Origin of the sequence: Shigella sp. FC1567 (assembly GCF_001743015.1) — a bacterium.
Lineage (GTDB): Bacteria > Pseudomonadota > Gammaproteobacteria > Enterobacterales > Enterobacteriaceae > Escherichia > Escherichia coli.
In genome coordinates this window covers 1-20,267 of sequence record NZ_MIIV01000512.1, presented here as the reverse complement: position 1 = coordinate 20,267, position 20,267 = coordinate 1, and the positions used below count along the sequence as shown (strand labels likewise).

Genomic DNA, 20,267 nt, shown 5'->3' with positions numbered 1-20,267 from the left:
ACACTGGAGCGTCTTCTGAGCCTGCTGTCGGCCTTTGAGGTCGTGGTATGGATGACGGATGGCTGGCCGCTGTATGAATCACGCCTGAAGGGAAAGCTGCACGTTATCAGCAAGCGTTACACTCAGCGCATTGAGCGACATAATCTGAATCTGAGACAACATCTGGCAAGGCTGGGACGGAAGTCACTGTCGTTCTCAAAATCGGTGGAGCTGCATGACAAGGTCATCGGGCATTATCTGAACATAAAACACTATCAGTAAGTTGGAGTCATTACCCAGATGCAGCCCAAAATTTACTGGATTGATAACCTGCGAGGGATAGCGTGTTTAATGGTGGTGATGATTCACACCACTACCTGGTATGTGACCAATGCTCATAGTGTTAGCCCCGTCACATGGGATATCGCCAATGTTCTGAATTCTGCCTCTCGTGTCAGCGTGCCGCTATTTTTCATGATTTCCGGCTATCTCTTTTTTGGCGAACGCAGCGCCCAGCCGCGCCATTTCTTGCGTATCGGCTTATGTCTGATTTTTTATAGCGCAATCGCACTGCTCTACATTGCGCTGTTTACCTCCATCAATATGGAGTTAGCGCTGAAAAACCTGCTGCAAAAGCCAGTGTTTTACCACTTGTGGTTTTTCTTCGCGATTGCGGTGATTTATCTGGTTTCACCGCTGATTCAGGTGAAGAACGTCGGCGGAAAAATGTTGCTGGTGCTAATGGCGGTGATTGGCATTATCGCTAACCCAAACACAGTGCCGCAGAAAATTGACGGTTTTGAATGGCTGCCAATTAACTTATATATCAATGGCGATACTTTTTACTACATTCTGTATGGCATGTTGGGCCGCGCTATAGGGATGATGGACACACAGCATAAAGCACTGTCGTGGGTGAGCGCCGCGCTGTTTGCGACGGGGGTTTTTATTATCTCTCGCGGGACATTATATGAATTGCAGTGGCGCGGAAATTTTGCCGATACCTGGTATCTTTACTGTGGGCCGATGGTTTTTATCTGCGCAATCGCGCTATTGACTCTGGTTAAAAACACGCTGGATACGCGTACCATTCGCGGACTTGGCTTAATCTCCCGCCATTCATTGGGTATATACGGATTCCACGCCTTGATTATCCATGCGCTGCGCACCCGGGGAATTGAGCTTAAAAATTGGCCAATACTGGATATTATTTGGATCTTTTGCGCGACGTTGGCAGCGAGTTTGTTACTTTCTATGCTGGTACAACGAATCGACAGAAACAGATTAGTGAGTTAAGTAAAAGCCCGTTCACATTGGACTGACCGGGCTTACGTGAATTATTCGCTGTATTCTTCCTGGGTAACCTGTGTTTCTTTTGGCGGGTTTATTCCGGCATCACGAATATTCTTCTGCACCGCTACTGCACCAAACAAGCTTAAGAAGAAAGCCAGTCCATAAAAACCTTTTTCACTGAGTAATAATGTCGCATTCCACAGACCTACCATCAGTAATGCAACAGAGATAATAAAGACAGTCAGGCAGGTCATATAATAAATGGAAGTGGTCGGTATGCCTTCATACTTGTCCCGAACGGTCTTTTGATAAGACGCAGCAGAAAACAGTCCTAACACCAGTACGGCAAAATAATACCCTTTTTCATTTAACTGCATCTCTGCATTCCATAGCCCTAACAGATAGGTAACGATACCACCAACGAGAGCTATCCATGACACAATACTAAAGGCCGGTGAATAGGTTGATATTTTGTTGTCCATCACAGTATTCCTTTCATTCCTGAATGTGTAAGAGCTTTATGTTGCTCATACCGAGCGAAACAAACGCATTTGACCAAACAAGCAGACAAAAAAGGCGATGGGGTAGATCACCATTTCATAAGCATTGATAGGTGCATTTAAAACACCGATAAACAAGAGACCGATAGTGATTAACGCAACTAACTGGCAGATATGGGTAAAAAAATTATCCAGTTGCCCGAGTTTTTCTGCGCGAAGATATGCATAGTTACCAAAAGTTGCTGTCATTAACACGCCAAGAAAATAGCCTTTTCCACTTAGCAATGGGCATGAGATCCATAGCCCAACCAGATAAACCAGCGCCCCGACAACAAATAATAGTTTTGCCACAGTTTTTGAGGTTTTCATAACGATCTCCATATCTACCAGCGATACATTACGAGTAACCAACGAAAGACAAAACTGAAAAATGCCATTAACAAATGATTTTCAGAATAAATTCATACTAAATATTAATTAGTGAGATATATAGATGTGAATTATCCCCCACCCGGTCAGGCAGGGGATAACGTTTACGCCATTAATGGCAGAAGTTGCTGATAGAGGCGACGGAACGTTTCACGTCGTGGCTGATAAGCGGCATAACGCTGCGCATCTGGTAGATGCGACTGTTCTAACGGTAGCTGCGGCAACAACTCAATGAGCGATTTCTCTGGATTCGCCGCAATCTGCGCCAGCCTTGCTGCGCCCAGTGCTGGCCCCACATCCCCCCGTACGGTAATCGAGCTGCTGACCGCTGATATCCGCCAGCATCTGACGCCAGTACTCACTACGCGCCCCGCCACCAATCAACGTAACACTTTGCGGTTTAATGCCGCAGGCATGCACGACATCCATGCCATCTGCCAGCGCATAACCCACGCCTTCCAGCACTGCTCGCGCCAGTTCATTGGGGCCATGTTGATGAGTCAAACCAAAGAAAACCCCCTTCGCCTGGGGATTATTGTGTGGTGTACGCTCGCCGGAAAGATAAGGCAGAAACCAAACTGGCTCGGCACTTTCATCAGCCTGTTGAGCTGCAGCGATTAAAGCTGGGACATTGCACAGGCCGGTTAATTTCGCGACCCAATCCAGACACGATGCTGCACTCAGCATTACAGACATTAAATGCCAACGCTGCGGTAGCGCATGGCAAAAGCTGTGTACAGCGCTTTCTGGCTTGCTTAAGAACCCTTCGCTGACAGCAAAATAGACCCCCGACGTCCCCAGCGATAACATTGCCTGATTAGCATCAACCATTCCCACACCAACTGCATTGTCGCCACCGCCTGCGACAACTGGCACCGTCGCCATACCCCACGCTTTCGCAACTTCAGGTAACAAAGCACCAGTAATTTCGCTGCCTTCGTATAATGCGGGCATCTGGTCACGAGATAAGTCGCAAGCCTGCAGCATGACGTCACTCCAGTCACGCTTTGCGACATCCAGCCACATGGTGCCAGCTGCGTCAGACATATCGCTGGCAAACTCCCCCGTCATACGCAGACGCAAGTAATCTTTCGGTAATAATACTTTGTCGATTTGACGGAATATCTCCGGCTCATGCCGCTGAACCCATAGCAATTTAGGCGCAGTAAATCCGGGCATCATCAGGTTGCCGGTAATCACTCGTGATTGCGGAACTCTCGCTTCCAGCAAAGTGCACTCTTGCGCACAGCGCCCGTCGTTCCACAAAATGGCAGGGCGCAATACCCGTTGTTGAGCATCCAGTAAGGTTGCTCCATGCATCTGGCCGGCAATACCCAATGCTTTAACGTCCTGCAGAGAATGCTGATCGCCCAGAGCTTTCATTGCGCGATCAGTTGCCTGCCACCACTGTTCCGGGTCTTGTTCCGACCAGAGTGGATGCGGGCGCGAAACGGTCAGCTTTTCCGTTTGCGAAGCAACCACCTCACCCTGCTCGTTGAGCAAAATAACTTTTACGCCCGAGGTGCCAAGATCTATCCCGATATACATATCGATCGTTCCTTAAAAAAATGCCCGGTATCGCTACCGATAACCGGGCCAACGGACTGCACAGTTAGCCGTTATTTGTCGAACAGATAATGATTTACCAGATTTTCCAGTTGCTCCTAGCGACCACTCTGATGCACCGGAGACAAATTATGTTCCTGAGCATATTTGGCTAAATCTGCCAGTGACATTTGGCCTTTCAGGATTTGCTGGCCCAATTCGCTATTCCAGCCGGAATAACGCTGCGCGATGCGTTTATCCAGCTCGCCATCTTCAATCATGCGCGCTGCAATTTTCAGCGCCAGTGCCATCGTATCCATCGCGCCGATATGACCGTAAAACAGATCATATTTATCAGTACTTTGACGACGTACTTTGGCATCGAAGTTCAGACCACCGGTGGTGAAACCGCCTGCTTTGAGAATTTCATACATCACCAGCGCATTCTCTTCCACACTGTTCGGGAACTGGTCGGTGTCCCAGCCCAGTTGCGCATCGCCACGGTTGGCGTCGACAGAACCGAACAGGCCAAGCGCAATGGCGGTGGCTATTTCATGATGGAAAGAGTGACCTGCCAGCGTCGCGTGGTTAGCTTCAATGTTCAGTTTAATCTCTTTTTCCAGACCAAACTGTTTCAGGAAGCCATAGACCGTCGCGGCATCGTAATCATATTGATGTTTAGTCGGTTCTTGCGGTTTCGGTTCGATAAGCAACGTGCCCTGGAAGCCGATTTTATGTTTATGCTCAACCACCATCTGCATAAAGCGGCCCAGTTGTTCACGCTCCTGACGCAAGTCGGTATTTAACAGCGTTTCGTAACCTTCACGACCACCCCACAGGACATAGTTTTCACCGCCCAATTTATGGGTTGCTTCCATCGCTGTAACAACTTGCGTTGCCGCCCAGCTGAAGACTTCAGGATCTGGGTTCGTCGCCGCACCCGCGCCATAGCGAGGGTTTGTAAAGCAGTTAGCGGTTCCCCACAGCAGCTTCACGCCGCTCTCTTCTTGCTTGGCTGCCAGGACATCAACCATTTGCGCAAAATTATTGATGTACTCTTTTAACGACGCGCCCTCAGGGGAAACATCCACATCGTGGAAGCAATAAAATGACACATGTAACTTGTGGAAAAACTCAAATGCGACATCTGCTTTACGCTTCGCCAACGCCAGTGCCTCACCAGGCTGCTGCCACGGACGATTAAACGCCCCCACACCAAACATGTCCGCCCCGTTCCAGCAGAAGGTGTGCCAGTAACAGGCGGCAAAACGCAAGTGCTCTTCCATACGCTTACCCAACACCAGTTCGTCGGGATTGTAGTGACGGAATGCTAACGGGTTTGAGGATTTTGAGCCTTCATAACGAACGCGATCGAGCTGGTCAAAATAGGCTTGCATATTGAACTCCATAATCAGGTAATGCCGCGGGTGATGGATGATGTCGTAATATTGGGCACTCCCTTTCAGTTGCTCAATTATGTTATTTCACACTGCTATTGAGATAATTCACAAGTGTGCGCTCGCTCGCAAAATAAAATGGGATGATGAAACTGGGTAATTCCTCGAAGATAAAAATGCAATAAGTACAATTGCGCAACAAAAGTAAGATCTCGGTCATAAATCAAGAAATAAACCAAAAATCGTAATCGAAAGATAAAAATCTGTAATTGTTTTCCCCTGTTTAGTTGCTAAAAATTGGTTACGTTTATCGCGGTGATTGTTACTTATTAAAGCTGTCCTCTAACTACAGAAGGCCCTACACCATGAAAATAAAGAACATTCTACTCACCCTTTGCACCTCACTTCTGCTTACCAACGTTGCGGCACACGCCAAAGAAGTCAAAATAGGTATGGCGATTGATGATCTACGTCTTGAACGCTGGCAAAAAGATCGAGATATTTTTGTGAAAAAGGCTGAATCTCTCGGTGCGAAAGTATTTGTACAGTCTGCAAATGGCAATGGAGAAACACAAATGTCGCAGATTGAAAACATGATTAACCGGGGTGTCGATGTTCTTGTCATTATTCCGTATAACGGCCAGGTATTAAGTAACGTTGTAAAAGAAGCCAAACAAGAAGGTATTAAAGTATTAGCTTACGACCGTATGATTAACGATGCGGATATCGATTTTTATATTTCTTTCGATAACGAAAAAGTCGGTGAACTGCAGGCAAAAGCCCTGGTCGATATTGTTCCGCAAGGTAATTACTTCCTGATGGGCGGCTCGCCGGTAGATAACAACGCCAAGCTGTTCCGCGCCGGACAAATGAAAGTGTTAAAACCTTACGTTGATTCCGGAAAAATTAAAGTCGTTGGTGACCAATGGGTTGATGGCTGGTTACCGGAAAACGCGCTAACCGCCAATAATAACAAAATTGATGCTGTAGTTGCCTCAAACGATGCCACCGCAGGTGGGGCAATTCAGGCATTAAGCGCGCAAGGTTTATCAGGGAAAGTAGCAATTTCCGGCCAGGATGCGGATCTCGCAGGTATTAAACGTATTGCTGCCGGTACGCAAACTATGACGGTGTATAAACCTATTACATTGCTGGCAAATACTGCCGCAGAAATTGCCGTTGAATTGGGCAATGGTCAGGAGCCAAAAGCAGATACCTCACTGAATAATGGCCTGAAAGATGTCCCCTCCCGCCTCCTGACACCGATCGATGTGAATAAAAACAACATCAAAGATACGGTAATTAAAGACGGATTCCACAAAGAGAGCGAGCTGTAAGCGTTACGCCCCGGCGCGGAGCGGGGGCGTGATTTCTCTCCATGCCGCGTGAATGAATTGGCTTAGGTGGAGTCGTTATGCCTTATCTACTTGAAATGAAGAACATTACCAAAACCTTCGGCAGTGTGAAGGCGATTGATAACGTCAGCTTGCGGTTGAATGCTGGCGAAATCGTCTCACTCTGTGGGGAAAATGGGTCTGGTAAATCAACGCTGATGAAAGTGCTGTGTGGTATTTATCCCCATGGCTCCTACGAAGGCGAAATTATTTTTGCGGGAGAAGAGATTCAGGCGAGTCACATCCGCGATACCGAACGCAAAGGTATCGCCATCATTCACCAGGAATTGGCCCTGGTGAAAGAATTGACCGTGCTGGAAAATATCTTCCTGGGTAACGAAATAACCCACAATGGCATTATGGATTATGACCTGATGACGCTACGCTGTCAGAAGCTGCTCGCACAGGTCAGTTTATCCATTTCACCTGATACCCGCGTTGGCGATTTAGGGCTTGGGCAACAACAACTGGTTGAAATTGCCAAGGCACTTAATAAACAGGTGCGCTTGTTAATTCTCGATGAACCGACAGCCTCATTAACTGAGCAGGAAACGTCGGTTTTACTGGATATTATTCGCGATCTACAACAGCACGGTATCGCCTGTATTTATATTTCGCACAAACTCAACGAAGTCAAAGCGATTTCCGATACGATTTGCGTTATTCGCGACGGTCAGCACATTGGTACGCGTGATGCTGCCGGAATGAGTGAAGACGATATTATCACCATGATGGTCGGGCGAGAGTTAACCGCGCTTTACCCTAATGAACCACATACCACCGGAGATGAAATATTACGTATTGAACATCTGACGGCATGGCATCCGGTTAATCGTCATATTAAACGAGTTAATGATGTCTCGTTTTCCCTGAAACGTGGCGAAATACTGGGTATTGCCGGACTCGTTGGTGCCGGACGTACCGAGACCATTCAGTGCCTGTTTGGCGTGTGGCCCGGACAATGGGAAGGAAAAATTTATATTGATGGCAAACAGGTAGATATTCGTAACTGTCAGCAAGCCATCGCCCAGGGGATTGCGATGGTACCCGAAGACAGAAAGCGCGACGGCATCGTTCCGGTAATGGCGGTTGGTAAAAATATTACCCTCGCCGCACTCAATAAATTTACCGGTGGCATTAGCCAGCTTGATGACGCGGCAGAGCAAAAATGTATTCTGGAATCAATCCAGCAACTCAAAGTTAAAACGTCGTCCCCCGATCTTGCTATTGGACGTTTGAGCGGCGGCAATCAGCAAAAAGCGATCCTCGCCCGCTGTCTGCGCATTCTCATTCTTGATGAACCTACCAGGGGTATTGATATTGGCGCGAAATATGAGATCTACAAATTAATTAACCAACTCGTCCAGCAGGGTATTGCCGTTATTGTCATCTCTTCCGAATTACCTGAAGTGCTCGGCCTTAGCGATCGTGTACTGGTGATGCATGAAGGGAAACTAAAAGCCAACCTGATAAATCATAACCTGACTCAGGAGCAGGTGATGGAAGCCGCATTGAGGAGCGAACATCATGTCGAAAAGCAATCCGTCTGAAGTGAAATTGGCCGTACCGACATCCGGTGGCTTTTCCGGGCTGAAATCACTGAATTTGCAGGTCTTCGTGATGATTGCAGCTATCATCGCAATCATGCTGTTCTTTACCTGGACCACCGATGGTGCCTACTTAAGCGCCCGTAACGTCTCCAACCTGTTACGCCAGACCGCGATTACCGGCATCCTCGCGGTAGGAATGGTGTTCGTCATAATTTCTGCTGAAATCGACCTTTCCGTCGGCTCAATGATGGGGCTATTAGGTGGCGTCGCGGCGATTTGTGACGTCTGGTTAGGCTGGCCTTTGCCACTTACCATCATTGTGACGTTGGTTCTGGGACTGCTTCTCGGTGCGTGGAACGGATGGTGGGTCGCGTACCGTAAAGTCCCTTCATTTATTGTCACCCTCGCGGGCATGTTGGCATTTCGCGGCATACTCATTGGCATCACCAACGGCACGACTGTATCCCCCACCAGCGCCGCGATGTCACAAATTGGGCAAAGCTATCTCCCCGCCAGTACCGGCTTCATCATTGGCGCGCTTGGCTTAATGGCTTTTGTTGGTTGGCAATGGCGCGGAAGAATGCGCCGTCAGGCTTTGGGTTTACAGTCTCCGGCCTCTACCGCAGTAGTCGGTCGCCAGGCTTTAACCGCTATCATCGTATTAGGCGCAATCTGGCTGTTGAATGATTACCGTGGCGTTCCCACTCCTGTTCTGCTGCTGACGTTGCTGTTACTCGGCGGAATGTTTATGGCAACGCGGACGGCATTTGGACGACGCATTTATGCCATCGGCGGCAATCTGGAAGCAGCACGTCTCTCCGGGATTAACGTTGAACGCACCAAACTTGCCGTGTTCGCGATTAACGGATTAATGGTAGCCATCGCCGGATTAATCCTTAGTTCTCGACTTGGCGCTGGTTCACCTTCTGCGGGAAATATCGCCGAACTGGACGCTATTGCAGCATGCGTGATTGGCGGCACCAGCCTGGCTGGCGGTGTGGGAAGCGTTGCCGGAGCAGTAATGGGGGCATTTATCATGGCTTCACTGGATAACGGCATGAGTATGATGGATGTACCGACCTTCTGGCAGTATATCGTTAAAGGTGCGATTCTGTTGCTGGCAGTATGGATGGACTCCGCAACCAAACGCCGTTCTTGATTTTGATAAAAATTTTCTCAAAGCCGGTTACGTATTACCGGTTTTGAGTTTTTGCATGATTCAGCAGGAAAAGAACCATGTTTACTAAACGTCACCGCATCACATTACTGTTCAATGCCAATAAAGCCTATGACCGGCAGGTAGTAGAAGGCGTAGGGGAATATTTACAGGCGTCACAATCAGAATGGGATATTTTCATTGAAGAAGATTTCCGCGCCCGCATTGATAAAATCAAGGACTGGTTAGGAGATGGCGTCATTGCCGACTTCGACGACAAACAAATCGAGCAAGCGCTGGCTGATGTCGACGTCCCCATTGTTGGGGTTGGCGGCTCGTATCACCTTGCAGAAAGTTACCCACCCGTTCATTACATTGCCACCGATAACTATGCGCTGGTTGAAAGCGCATTTTTGCATTTAAAAGAGAAAGGCGTTAACCGCTTTGCTTTTTATGGTCTTCCGGAATCAAGCGGCAAACGTTGGGCCACTGAACGCGAATATGCATTTCGTCAGCTTGTCGCCGAAGAAAAGTATCGCGGAGTGGTTTATCAGGGGTTAGAAACCGCGCCAGAGAACTGGCAACACGCGCAAAATCGGCTGGCAGACTGGCTACAAACGCTGCCACCGCAAACCGGGATTATTGCCGTTACTGACGCCCGGGCGCGGCATATTCTGCAAGTATGTGAACATCTACACATTCCCGTACCGGAAAAATTATGCGTGATTGGCATCGACAACGAAGAACTGACCCGCTATCTGTCGCGTGTCGCCCTTTCTTCGGTCGCTCAGGGCGCGCGGCAAATGGGCTATCAGGCGGCAAAACTGTTGCATCGATTATTAGATAAAGAAGAAATGCCGCTACAGCGAATTTTGGTCCCACCAGTTCGCGTCATTGAACGGCGCTCAACAGATTATCGCTCGCTGACCGATCCCGCCGTTATTCAGGCCATGCATTACATTCGTAATCACGCCTGTAAAGGGATTAAAGTGGATCAGGTACTGGATGCGGTCGGGATCTCGCGCTCCAATCTTGAGAAGCGTTTTAAAGAAGAGGTGGGTGAAACCATCCATGCCATGATTCATGCCGAGAAGCTGGAGAAAGCGCGCAGTCTGCTGATTTCAACCACCTTGTCGATCAATGAGATATCGCAAATGTGCGGTTATCCATCGCTGCAATATTTCTACTCTGTTTTTAAAAAAGCATATGACACAACGCCAAAAGAGTATCGCGATGTAAATCGCGAGGTCATGTTGTAGCGATGATGAGAATTGTCGGCGTCACATCAGGGAACTCAGCACAGCCACCTGATGCGAGCAAAAGCCTTATCCGACCGACAAATCAGATAAGGCTCAAGGAAATGCAATTACATATGCGCCGCGATTAACCGTTGGTTATCCTGGTACATTGCGAACAGGTAGTTATTATAACTCTTCCCTTTGGTCGAGTAGCCCTTCAGCTTGTGAATCATCGCTGTGGCAGTCACTTCCTGATCCGCTTTACGCAGCTGCGCACGCGATTTACGGAACGAAGAGTAAGCCGGGTGCGTATTCAGGTTAGTGACATAGGCGCTCACCGATTCTTTGACAGAACTAAACTGTGAGTACCCTTTCACTTTACCCGGCGCATTGGTACAACGTCCTTTCATGCATTTCATGCCGAACAGATTGTTATTGTTGCGCGCCAGCTTCGACGTTCCCCAACCGCTTTCTGCTGCAGCCATCGTCGCCACCATACTGGTAGGGATAATGTCTACGCGTTCAAGCAAGGTATTCCACGGGATTTTTCGCGTATTACCAGACCACTTCACCTTGTAGCGTTTGGCGATGTCTTTCAGACGCGCACGCTCAGCAGGTGACCATTGGCCCTGATACTGTTTTGAAATCAGCCAGTTACGTTCTGCAGTAATGGCTGCATTTTGGCTGGTAATGTAAGGCATTACGGTCCGGAGAAACGCCTTTTTCCTTGGTGTTCCGGAAGGGTATTTTCGCAAATCAGGAAGTGAACTACTCTTTGCACTATTGCGAGAATACTCTTGTTTACTGCTTACCTGTTTATTACTAGCTTTAGTTAAGTGGGACTTTTGACTCGCTGTTGTTGTGTGCGTCTTCGCTAACACCTCACTCGAAAACACCAGAGTGAGTAACATAAGAATCATCGCCCCATATCGTCGTATGGGAGTCAAAATCATCAGGTCTCCTGGTCGGATTTAATCATTCCAACACCTTATATTTTTCACAAATTTGAGAGTTGAATCTCAAATCATATCAAAAATAGCTGTCAAGAGCACCCCAAGGAATAGTCCAAATCTGAAACTATGTCACGAGTTAACGATTCAGATTGGCGCTAAATCGCAGAAAATGTGGGGTTTATCGCAAAATTCAGCCGTTTTTTGCGCGCGATCGCTCACCCTTGCTTCTCATCCTGTGGACTTACCGCTCAGGGATGAGTTTTGTCTGGCTTATCGCTGGCAAACTGTCTGAAATCGCAGCAATAAGGACTCATCCACCATGAAACTCGCCTCCTGTTTTCTGACACTCCTTCCTGGCTTCGCCGTTGCCGCCAGCTGGACTTCTCCGGGGTTCCCTGCCTTTAGCGAACAGGGAACGGGAACATTTGTCAGCCACGCGCAGTTGCCCAAAGGTACGCGTCCACTCACGCTAAATTTTGACCAACAGTGCTGGCAGCCTGCAGATGCGATAAAACTCAATCAGATGCTTTCCCTGCAACCTTGTAGCAACACGCCGCCTCAATGGCGATTGTTCAGGGACGGCAAATATACGCTGCAAATAGACACCCGCTCCGGTACGCCAACATTGATGATTTCCATCCAGAACGCCGCCGAACCGGTAGCAAACCTGGTCCGTGAATGCCCGAAATGGGATGGATTACCGCTCACGCTGGATGTCAGCGCCACTTTCCCGGAAGGAGCCGCCGTACGGGATTATTACAGCCAGCAAATTGCGATAGTGAAGAACGGTCAAATAACGTTACAACCCGCTGCTACCAGCAACGGTTTACTCCTGCTGGAACGGGCAGAAACTGACACATCCGCCCCTTTCGACTGGCATAACGCCACGGTTTACTTTGTGCTGACAGATCGTTTCGAAAACGGCGATCCCAGTAATGACCAGAGTTACGGACGTCATAAAGACGGTATGGCGGAAATTGGCACTTTTCACGGCGGCGATTTACGCGGCCTGATCAACAAACTGGATTACCTCCAGCAGTTGGGCGTTAATGCTTTATGGATAAGCGCCCCATTTGAGCAAATTCACGGCTGGGTCGGCGGCGGTACAAAAGGCGATTTCCCGCATTATGCCTACCACGGTTATTACACACAGGACTGGACGAATCTTGATGCCAATATGGGCAACGAAGCCGATCTACGGACGCTGGTTGATAGCGCACATCAGCGCGGTATTCGTATTCTCTTTGATGTCGTGATGAACCACACCGGCTATGCCACGCTGGCGGATATGCAGGAGTATCAGTTTGGCGCGTTATATCTTTCTGGTGACGAAGTGAAAAAAACGCTGGGTGAACGCTGGAGCGACTGGAAACCTGCCGCCGGGCAAACCTGGCATAGCTTTAACGATTACATTAATTTCAGCGACAAAACAGGCTGGGATAAATGGTGGGGAAAAAACTGGATCAGAACGGATATCGGCGATTACGACAATCCTGGATTCGACGATCTCACTATGTCGCTGGCCTTTTTGCCGGATATCAAAACCGAATCAACTACCGCTTCTGGTCTGCCGGTGTTCTATAAAAACAAAACGGATACTCACGCTAAAGTCATCGAAGGCTTTACACCTCGCGATTACTTAACCCACTGGTTAAGTCAGTGGGTCCGCGACTATGGGATTGATGGTTTTCGGGTCGATACCGCCAAACATGTTGAGTTGCCCGCCTGGCAGCAACTGAAAACCGAAGCCAGCTCCGCGCTTCGCGAATGGAAAAAAACTAACCCCGACAAAGCATTAGATGACAAACCTTTCTGGATGACCGGTGAAGCCTGGGGCCACGGCGTGATGCAAAGTGACTACTATCGCCACGGCTTCGATGCGATGATCAATTTCGATTATCAGGAGCAGGCGGCGAAAGCAGTCGATTGTCTGGCGCAGATGGATACGACCTGGCAGCAAATGGCGGAGAAATTGCAGGGTTTCAACGTGTTGAGCTACCTCTCGTCGCATGATACCCGTCTGTTCCGTGAAGGGGGCGACAAAGCAGCAGAGTTATTACTATTAGCGCCAGGCGCGGTACAAATCTTTTATGGCGATGAATCCTCGCGTCCGTTCGGTCCTACAGGTTCTGATCCGCTGCAAGGTACACGTTCGGATATGAACTGGCAGGATGTTAGCGGTAAATCTGCCGCCAACGTCGCGCACTGGCAGAAAATCAGCCAGTTCCGCGCCCGCCATCCCGCAATTGGCGCGGGCAAACAAACGACACTTTCGCTGAAGCAGGGCTACGGCTTTGTTCGTGAGCATGGCGACGATAAAGTGCTGGTCATCTGGGCTGGGCAACAGTGACTTTTCCGGCTTCCCGTTCATCAGTACCTCGGGAAGCGCCAACCAGGATAAAATGTCAGCCCTAATCAGCGTTGCAGGATAAAGCACCGCTCACTCTTCAACAGACCGATTTGCACCCCAGCAAATGTAGCGTTATTGTTACCTTCCTTGCTACAGAGTTCGACAGATATCCCGCTATGACATTCTCCCTTTTTGGTGACAAATTTACCCGCCACTCCGGCATTACGCTGCTGATGGAAGATCTGAACGACGGTTTACGCACGCCTGGCGCGATTATGCTCGGCGGCGGTAATCCGGCGCAGATCCCGGAAATGCAGGACTACTTCCAGACGCTACTGACCGACATGCTGGAAAGTGGCAAAGCGACTGATGCACTGTGTAACTACGACGGTCCACAGGGGAAAACGGAGCTACTCACACTGCTTGCCGGAATGCTGCGCGAGAAGTTGGGTTGGGATATCGAACCACAGAATATTGCACTAACAAACGGCAGCCAGAGCGCGTTTTTCTACTTATTTAACCTGTTTGCCGGACGCCGTGCCGATGGTCGGGTCAAAAAAGTGCTGTTCCCGCTGGCACCGGAATACATTGGCTACGCTGACGCCGGACTGGAAGAAGATCTGTTTGTCTCTGCGCGTCCGAATATTGAACTGCTGCCGGAAGGCCAGTTTAAATACCACGTCGATTTTGAGCATCTGCATATTGGCGAAGAAACCGGGATGATTTGCGTCTCCCGGCCGACGAATCCAACAGGCAATGTGATTACTGACGAAGAGTTGCTGAAGCTTGACGCGCTGGCGAATCAACACGGCATTCCGCTGGTGATTGATAACGCTTATGGCGTCCCGTTCCCGGGTATCATCTTCAGTGAAGCGCGCCCGCTATGGAATCCGAATATCGTGCTGTGCATGAGTCTTTCCAAGCTGGGGCTGCCTGGCTCCCGCTGCGGCATTATCATCGCCAATGAAAAAATCATCACTGCCATCACCAATATGAACGGCATTATCAGCCTGGCACCTGGCGGTATTGGTCCGGCGATGATGTGTGAAATGATTAAGCGTAACGATCTGCTGCGCCTGTCTGAAACAGTCATCAAACCGTTTTACTACCAGCGTGTTCAGGAAACTATCGCCATCATTCGCCGCTATTTACCGGAAAATCGCTGCCTGATTCATAAACCGGAAGGAGCCATTTTCCTCTGGCTATGGTTTAAGGATTTGCCCATTACGACCGAGCAGCTCTATCAGCGCCTGAAAGCACGCGGCGTGCTGATGGTGCCGGGGCACAACGTCTTCCCGGGACTGGATAAACCGTGGCCGCATACGCATCAATGTATGCGCATGAACTACGTACCAGAGCCGGAGAAAATTGAGGCGGGGGTGAAGATTCTGGCGGAAGAGATAGAAAGAGCCTGGGCTGAAAGTCACTAAAAATTGCCTGATGCGCTACGCTTATCAGGCCTACATGATTTCTGCAATATATTGAATTTGGAAGAATTTGTAGGCCGGATAAGGCGTTTACGCCGCATCTGGCATAAACAAAGCGCACTATTCCGGCGTTGAGAAACGCCGGAAAACGTTTCAAACAGGCTGCTGCCGTAGCCGATGCCGCTGCACTTTCTCGACATCCATGCACTGCAACGCCTTTGTCGGGCAGGCTTCAACACAGGCCGGCCCCGTCTCCCGATGCCAGCACAGATCGCACTTAATCGCCCTCGCCTTTTTGCGCGAAGAAACGACCTCCATCGCACCAAACGGGCAAGCCAGCATACAGCTTTTACAGCCAATGCAACGTGTTTGTTCAACGAAAATATGCCCATGTTCGCGGCTTATCGCGTCAACAGGGCAGACATTCGCGCACGGTGCATCTTCACACTGATGACAGGCTACTGCCGTGGTCCAGCTGTGGTCTTTAATGACACGAATACGGGAAATAAACTCGTCTGGTGACAACGCAGCGCAATCCTGATTCTCCTGATGCGACACTGCGCAAGCCACTTCACAGGTACGGCAACCGATACATTTCGTCGCATCCGCAATAATAAACCGGTTCATGATCACTCCTTTGCACTAAAACAGCAGAGTGCCAGAGAGCGCGTCCCTACTGCTTTGATCCAACGAAGGAAATGTTAAAGTTTTGGCACTTGTCCAAAGCGTTATGTGATCGCGCCCAGGTCATCCCTGACAGTAAATCCCAGTTCATTAGAAATAGCCTGCGCGGTTTCACGCAGTGGTTTCAGGAGATTTTTCTCTCCCACCTGTTTCAGACGTGATGTCGAAAGCGAAATCGACACGGCGTACGGCACCCGCCCATGAATATCAAACACCGGAACAGCAATACAGGAGACGCCGAGTTCGTTTTCTTCTCTGTCCATCGCCGCTCCGCTTTCACGAATGTGCGCCAGTTCGTCGAACATCGCGGGCAGCTCGGTAATGGTATTGCGGGTTAACGGCTGGATCTCATGCTGATGGTTTTCCCAGTATGACTTCACGTAGTCCGGGTGACCAAACGCCATGTAGATCTTGCCCATTGCGGAACAGTAGAGCGGCATATGCTGGCCAATATAGGCACGGGTTCGCAGCATCCCGGTTGTGGGTTCCAGCTTATAAATCAAAATAGCGTGATCGTCTTCGCGGCTGGAGAAGTTAATGGTTTCACCAGTGGCGATGTTCAGTGCCTCAAGATGCGGAGCGGCGATATGAATGATATTCAGCGAAGACAGCGCCTTCTGCCCGACGGCAATAAATTTGGTAGTCAGGCGGTAACTCCCTGCGGCGGGCGCGGTGGTCACATAGCCGCAGGACTGTAATCCCTGCAATAAGCGATGGACGGTACTCTTATTTAAACCAGCCAGCTCCGAAAGATGCGCCAACGGACAACCGTTTGGATAGTTGCTCAAAATCTCAATCAGCATCAACCCGCGAAACAGACTCTGGCTTCCGGCTGGACGCTCTTTTTCCTGCGCCATCTCGTTCTCTTTTTTTCCCATCACTTCTTTCCCCATTTTGTCGCGTCCTGATGGTAGCGCAAAGTGTGCCGTAGTTCACGATCTCGACAGATAATTTATAACCACTTGATTTTTATGTCTTTTGAAATTCATCAATCAGATTGCTTTGTTAAAAAGTGATCGATATATTTGAAATCAAGTTTCGCATATTGAAATTTTAAGCCAAAAAAGCGATCAAAAAAACAAGGAAGCCTGGGATGAAAGTGACATTTGAGCAGTTAAAAGCAGCCTTTAATCGGGCCTTAATTTCACGCGGCGTTGACAGCGAAACGGCTGACGCCTGTGCAGAGATGTTCGCCCGCACCACCGAATCCGGCGTTTATTCTCACGGCGTTAATCGTTTCCCTCGTTTCATTCAACAACTGGAAAACGGCGATATCATTCCTGATGCCCAACCCAAACGTATAACCAGCCTCGGCGCAATTGAACAGTGGGATGCCCAGCGTTCGATCGGCAACCTGACGGCGAAAAAGATGATGGATCGCGCCATTGAACTGGCTGCCGATCACGGTATTGGTCTGGTGGCACTTCGTAATGCCAACCACTGGATGCGCGGCGGCAGCTACGGCTGGCAGGCGGCGGAAAAAGGCTATATTGGCATTTGCTGGACCAACTCCATCGCCGTAATGCCGCCGTGGGGCGCAAAAGAGTGTCGCATTGGCACTAACCCGCTGATCGTCGCCATTCCTTCCACGCCGATCACCATGGTCGATATGTCGATGTCGATGTTCTCTTACGGCATGTTAGAAGTTAACCGCCTGGCGGGCCGTCAGCTCCCGGTCGATGGTGGCTTTGATGATGAGGGCAATTTGACCAAAGAACCTGGCGTTATCGAGAAGAATCGCCGCATTTTGCCGATGGGCTACTGGAAAGGTTCTGGCATGTCGATTGTGCTGGATATGATCGCTACTCTCCTTTCCGACGGCGCATCGGTTGCCGAAGTCACCCAGGACAACAGCGACGAATACGGCATTTCACAAATTTTTATTGCCATTGAAGTGGACAAGCTTATCGACGGTCCCACCCGCGATGCCAAGCTGCAACGCATCATGGATTACGTTACTACCGCTGAACGCGCTGACGAAAACCAGGCCATCCGCTTACCCGGCCACGAATTTACTACCCTGCTGGCCGAAAACCGCCGTAACGGCATCACTGTTGATGACAGCGTGTGGGCCAAAATCCAGGCGTTATGAGGAGATAAGTCATGATTTTTGGACATATCGCGCAGCCCAATCCGTGCCGTTTGCCCGCCGCCATTGAAAAGGCGCTCGATTTTCTGCGCGCTACCAACTTCAACGTCCTGGAGCCGGGCGTTGTCGAAATCGACGGCAAGAATATTTATGCGCAAATTATCGATTTAACCACACGCGAAGCGGTGGAAAACCGTCCGGAAGTGCATCGTCGGTATATCGATATTCAGTTTCTGGCGTGGGGTCAAGAGAAAATCGGCATTGCTATTGATACAGGAAATAATAAAGTCAGCGAATCACTATTAGAGCAGCGCGATATTATTTTTTATCATGTCAGTGAACATGAATCATTTATAGAAATGATACCGGGCAGCTACGCTATTTTCTTCCCGCAGGATGTTCACCGACCAGGTTGTATTCTGCAAACAGGCCTCTGAGATACGAAAAATTGTGGTTAAAGTCGCATTAACAGCGCTGAATTAATCAAATAATCGTCTACGCCAGAACGACTGGGTAATGTTATTGCTCTAACTATATTAATAATTTAGGTTGCTGCACATGCAACTTGAATTATGACAGACATAGCCTCAAGGAATAGCTATGAAAAAAATACTTGAAGTAATACTGGCGATTAATCTCGCCGTACTTTCCTGTATTGTGTTTATAAACATTATTTTAAGATATGGTTTTCAGACAAGCATTTTATCTGTAGATGAATTGTCACGTTATTTATTTGTCTGGTTAACATTTATTGGCGCGATTGTGGCTTTTATGGATAACGCCCACGTTCAGGTCACCTTTCTGGTGGAGAAACTCTCCCCCGCATGGCAACGACGAGTCGCTCTGGTTACCCATTCCTTAATCTTATTTATTTGTGGCGCACTGGCCTGGGGCGCAACACTAAAAACAATTCAGGACTGGAGCGATTATTCACCGATCCTCGGTTTGCCCATCGGCCTGATGTATGCCGCTTGTCTGCCCACCAGCCTCGTTATCGCATTCTTTGAACTGCGTCATTTATATCAACTCATCACGCGTAGCAATTCTCTAACGTCGCCACCGCAAGGAGCTTAATCATGGCTGTGCTGATTTTTCTGGGCTGTCTGTTGGGTGGTATTGCTATCGGTTTGCCTATTGCCTGGGCACTGTTGTTGTGCGGGGCGGCGTTAATGTTCTGGCTGGACATGTTTGATGTCCAGATCATGGCACAAACGCTGGTGAACGGAGCCGATAGCTTCTCCCTGCTGGCGATTCCGTTCTTTGTGCTGGCGGGTGAAATCATGAATGCGGGCGGCTTGTCAAAACGCATTGTTGACCTGCCGATGAAACTGGTGGGGCATAAACCAGGCGGGCTGGGCTACGTCGGCGTGCTGGCAGCTATGATTATGGCGAGCCTTTCTGGTTCTGCCGTTGCGGATACCGCCGCCGTTGCCGCTCTACTGGTGCCGATGATGCGCAGCGCCAACTACCCGGTCAACCGGGCGGCGGGGCTGATTGCCTCTGGCGGCATTATCGCGCCAATTATTCCCCCTTCCATTCCGTTTATTATCTTCGGCGTTTCCAGCGGATTATCCATCAGTAAGCTGTTTATGGCGGGCATTGCCCCTGACATGATGATGGGCGCAACGCTGATGCTTACCTGGTGGTGGCAGGCCAGTCGCCTTAATTTACCCCGCCAGCAAAAAGCAACGATGCAGGAAATCTGGCACTCTTTTGTCTCCGGTATCTGGGCTCTGTTTCTTCCAGTCATCATTATTGGCGGGTTTCGCTCCGGTCTGTTTACCCCTACCGAAGCCGGGGCCGTTGCTGCTTTCTATGCGCTGTTTGTCGCCACAGTTATTTACCGTGAAATGACCTTCGCCACACTTTGGCATGTACTCATTGGCGCGGCGAAAACCACCTCAGTGGTTATGTTTCTGGTGGCCTCGGCACAAGTTTCCACCTGGCTGATTACCATTGCTGAACTGCCGATGATGGTTTCTGATTTACTGCAACCGTTGGTCGATTCACCGCGTCTGCTGTTTATCGTCATTATGGTGGCTATCCTGATTGTCGGCATGGTCGGTAATGCTGCCAACTTACTGATTTAGTGTATGATGGTGATTTTAAGGTGCTTGCGTGGCTTCCATTTCCATCAGATGTCCTTCCTGCTCCGCTACTGAAGGCGTGGTGCGTAACGGCAAAAGCACTGCCGGACATCAGCGCTATCTCTGCTCTCATTGCCGTAAAACATGGCAACTACAGTTCACTTACACCGCCTCTCAGCCCGGTACGCACCAGAAA

17 protein-coding genes and 3 pseudogenes are annotated in these 20,267 nt (G+C 49.4%); 13 read left to right on the top strand and 7 right to left on the bottom strand.

The features are described 5' to 3' along the window. Nucleotides 1–261 (top strand): IS1 family transposase (locus BHE85_RS22645; RefSeq protein WP_000317683.1); only part of this gene is annotated, 261 nt, incomplete at its 5' end. Nucleotides 262–279: 18 nt separating this feature from the next. Beyond that, entirely contained in the window at nucleotides 280–1,275 is a 996-nt protein-coding gene (gene wecH, locus BHE85_RS22640) for an O-acetyltransferase WecH (RefSeq protein ID WP_001182650.1), read from the top strand. A gap of 41 nt (nucleotides 1,276–1,316) precedes the next feature. On the opposite strand, the gene yiaA is transcribed toward wecH, so the two are convergent. The 4 genes and pseudogenes from yiaA to xylA all read right to left on the bottom strand — a co-directional run bounded on the left by yiaA (nucleotide 1,317) and on the right by xylA (nucleotide 5,143). Further along, nucleotides 1,317–1,754 (bottom strand): inner membrane protein YiaA, encoded by a 438-nt coding sequence (gene yiaA, locus BHE85_RS22635; protein ID WP_001296808.1) that lies wholly within the window; start codon nucleotides 1,752–1,754, stop codon nucleotides 1,317–1,319. Between the two features lie 45 nt (nucleotides 1,755–1,799). After that, nucleotides 1,800–2,141, bottom strand: a complete 342-nt coding sequence (gene yiaB, locus BHE85_RS22630; RefSeq protein ID WP_000858193.1) for an inner membrane protein YiaB — start codon at nucleotides 2,139–2,141, stop codon at nucleotides 1,800–1,802. Nucleotides 2,142–2,305: 164 nt separating this feature from the next. Next, nucleotides 2,306–3,749 (bottom strand): annotated as a pseudogene (gene xylB / locus BHE85_RS22620) (xylulokinase). A gap of 116 nt (nucleotides 3,750–3,865) precedes the next feature. Then, on the bottom strand, nucleotides 3,866–5,143 hold the full coding sequence (xylA, locus tag BHE85_RS22615; protein WP_001149596.1) for a xylose isomerase: 1,278 nt from the start codon (nucleotides 5,141–5,143) through the stop codon (nucleotides 3,866–3,868). 365 nt (nucleotides 5,144–5,508) lie between these two features. On the opposite strand from xylA, the gene xylF reads away from it, so the two are divergent. From xylF to xylR, 4 genes are all read left to right on the top strand, one after another. Next, entirely contained in the window at nucleotides 5,509–6,480 is a 972-nt protein-coding gene (gene xylF, locus BHE85_RS22610) for a D-xylose ABC transporter substrate-binding protein (protein WP_004987497.1), read from the top strand. A gap of 77 nt (nucleotides 6,481–6,557) precedes the next feature. Next, a complete protein-coding gene (xylG, locus tag BHE85_RS22605) occupies nucleotides 6,558–8,087 on the top strand; it encodes a D-xylose ABC transporter ATP-binding protein (protein ID WP_039064312.1) in 1,530 nt (509 codons plus the stop codon). Then, complete coding sequence (xylH, locus tag BHE85_RS22600; RefSeq protein ID WP_000045978.1) at nucleotides 8,065–9,246, top strand: xylose ABC transporter permease XylH; 1,182 nt, start codon at nucleotides 8,065–8,067, stop codon at nucleotides 9,244–9,246. Before xylG ends, xylH begins: the two co-directional genes overlap by 23 nt. A 77-nt stretch (nucleotides 9,247–9,323) precedes the next feature. After that, nucleotides 9,324–10,502 carry a D-xylose utilization transcriptional activator XylR gene (xylR, locus tag BHE85_RS22595; protein WP_000494482.1) on the top strand — a complete coding sequence of 393 codons (1,179 nt, stop codon included), beginning with the start codon at nucleotides 9,324–9,326 and terminating at the stop codon, nucleotides 10,500–10,502. 107 nt (nucleotides 10,503–10,609) lie between these two features. Here the strand turns inward: xylR and BHE85_RS22590 are convergent, their stop codons facing one another. After that, complete coding sequence (locus tag BHE85_RS22590; protein ID WP_001297957.1) at nucleotides 10,610–11,434, bottom strand: protein bax; 825 nt, start codon at nucleotides 11,432–11,434, stop codon at nucleotides 10,610–10,612. A 319-nt stretch (nucleotides 11,435–11,753) separates the two neighbouring features. Here BHE85_RS22590 and malS point away from each other — a divergent pair, with 319 nt between their 5' ends. Next, the gene (gene malS, locus BHE85_RS22585; RefSeq protein ID WP_000761939.1) at nucleotides 11,754–13,784 is read left to right on the top strand and encodes an alpha-amylase; all 2,031 of its coding nucleotides are present in this window, start codon (nucleotides 11,754–11,756) and stop codon (nucleotides 13,782–13,784) included. A 176-nt stretch (nucleotides 13,785–13,960) separates the two neighbouring features. Then, nucleotides 13,961–15,214, top strand: a complete 1,254-nt coding sequence (avtA, locus tag BHE85_RS22580) for a valine--pyruvate transaminase (RefSeq protein WP_000144362.1) — start codon at nucleotides 13,961–13,963, stop codon at nucleotides 15,212–15,214. A 150-nt stretch (nucleotides 15,215–15,364) separates the two neighbouring features. Here avtA and BHE85_RS22575 read toward each other — a convergent pair whose 3' ends face one another. Together BHE85_RS22575 and yiaJ are read right to left on the bottom strand one after the other, a co-directional pair. Beyond that, nucleotides 15,365–15,838: a 4Fe-4S binding protein gene (locus BHE85_RS22575; protein ID WP_001296790.1), complete on the bottom strand. Its 474-nt coding sequence runs from the start codon at nucleotides 15,836–15,838 to the stop codon at nucleotides 15,365–15,367. Nucleotides 15,839–15,939: 101 nt separating this feature from the next. Continuing rightward, a complete protein-coding gene (gene yiaJ / locus BHE85_RS22570) occupies nucleotides 15,940–16,788 on the bottom strand; it encodes an IclR family transcriptional regulator YiaJ (protein ID WP_000514230.1) in 849 nt (282 codons plus the stop codon). A 200-nt stretch (nucleotides 16,789–16,988) separates the two neighbouring features. Between yiaJ and yiaK the strand changes: the two genes are divergently transcribed. From yiaK to BHE85_RS22545, 5 genes and pseudogenes are all read left to right on the top strand, one after another. Then, complete coding sequence (gene yiaK, locus BHE85_RS22565; protein ID WP_000869015.1) at nucleotides 16,989–17,987, top strand: 3-dehydro-L-gulonate 2-dehydrogenase; 999 nt, start codon at nucleotides 16,989–16,991, stop codon at nucleotides 17,985–17,987. 11 nt (nucleotides 17,988–17,998) lie between these two features. Continuing rightward, nucleotides 17,999–18,467: pseudogene (locus BHE85_RS22560) on the top strand (YhcH/YjgK/YiaL family protein). A 117-nt stretch (nucleotides 18,468–18,584) separates the two neighbouring features. After that, nucleotides 18,585–19,058, top strand: coding sequence for a 2,3-diketo-L-gulonate TRAP transporter small permease YiaM (gene yiaM / locus BHE85_RS22555; RefSeq protein ID WP_000721675.1), 474 nt, complete (start codon nucleotides 18,585–18,587; stop codon nucleotides 19,056–19,058). Nucleotides 19,059–19,060: 2 nt separating this feature from the next. Next, nucleotides 19,061–20,047, top strand: a pseudogene (locus tag BHE85_RS22550) (TRAP transporter large permease subunit); the annotation flags it as partial. A 55-nt stretch (nucleotides 20,048–20,102) separates the two neighbouring features. Next, a partial coding sequence (locus BHE85_RS22545; RefSeq protein WP_047664789.1) for an IS1 family transposase occupies nucleotides 20,103–20,267 on the top strand: 165 nt, incomplete at its 3' end.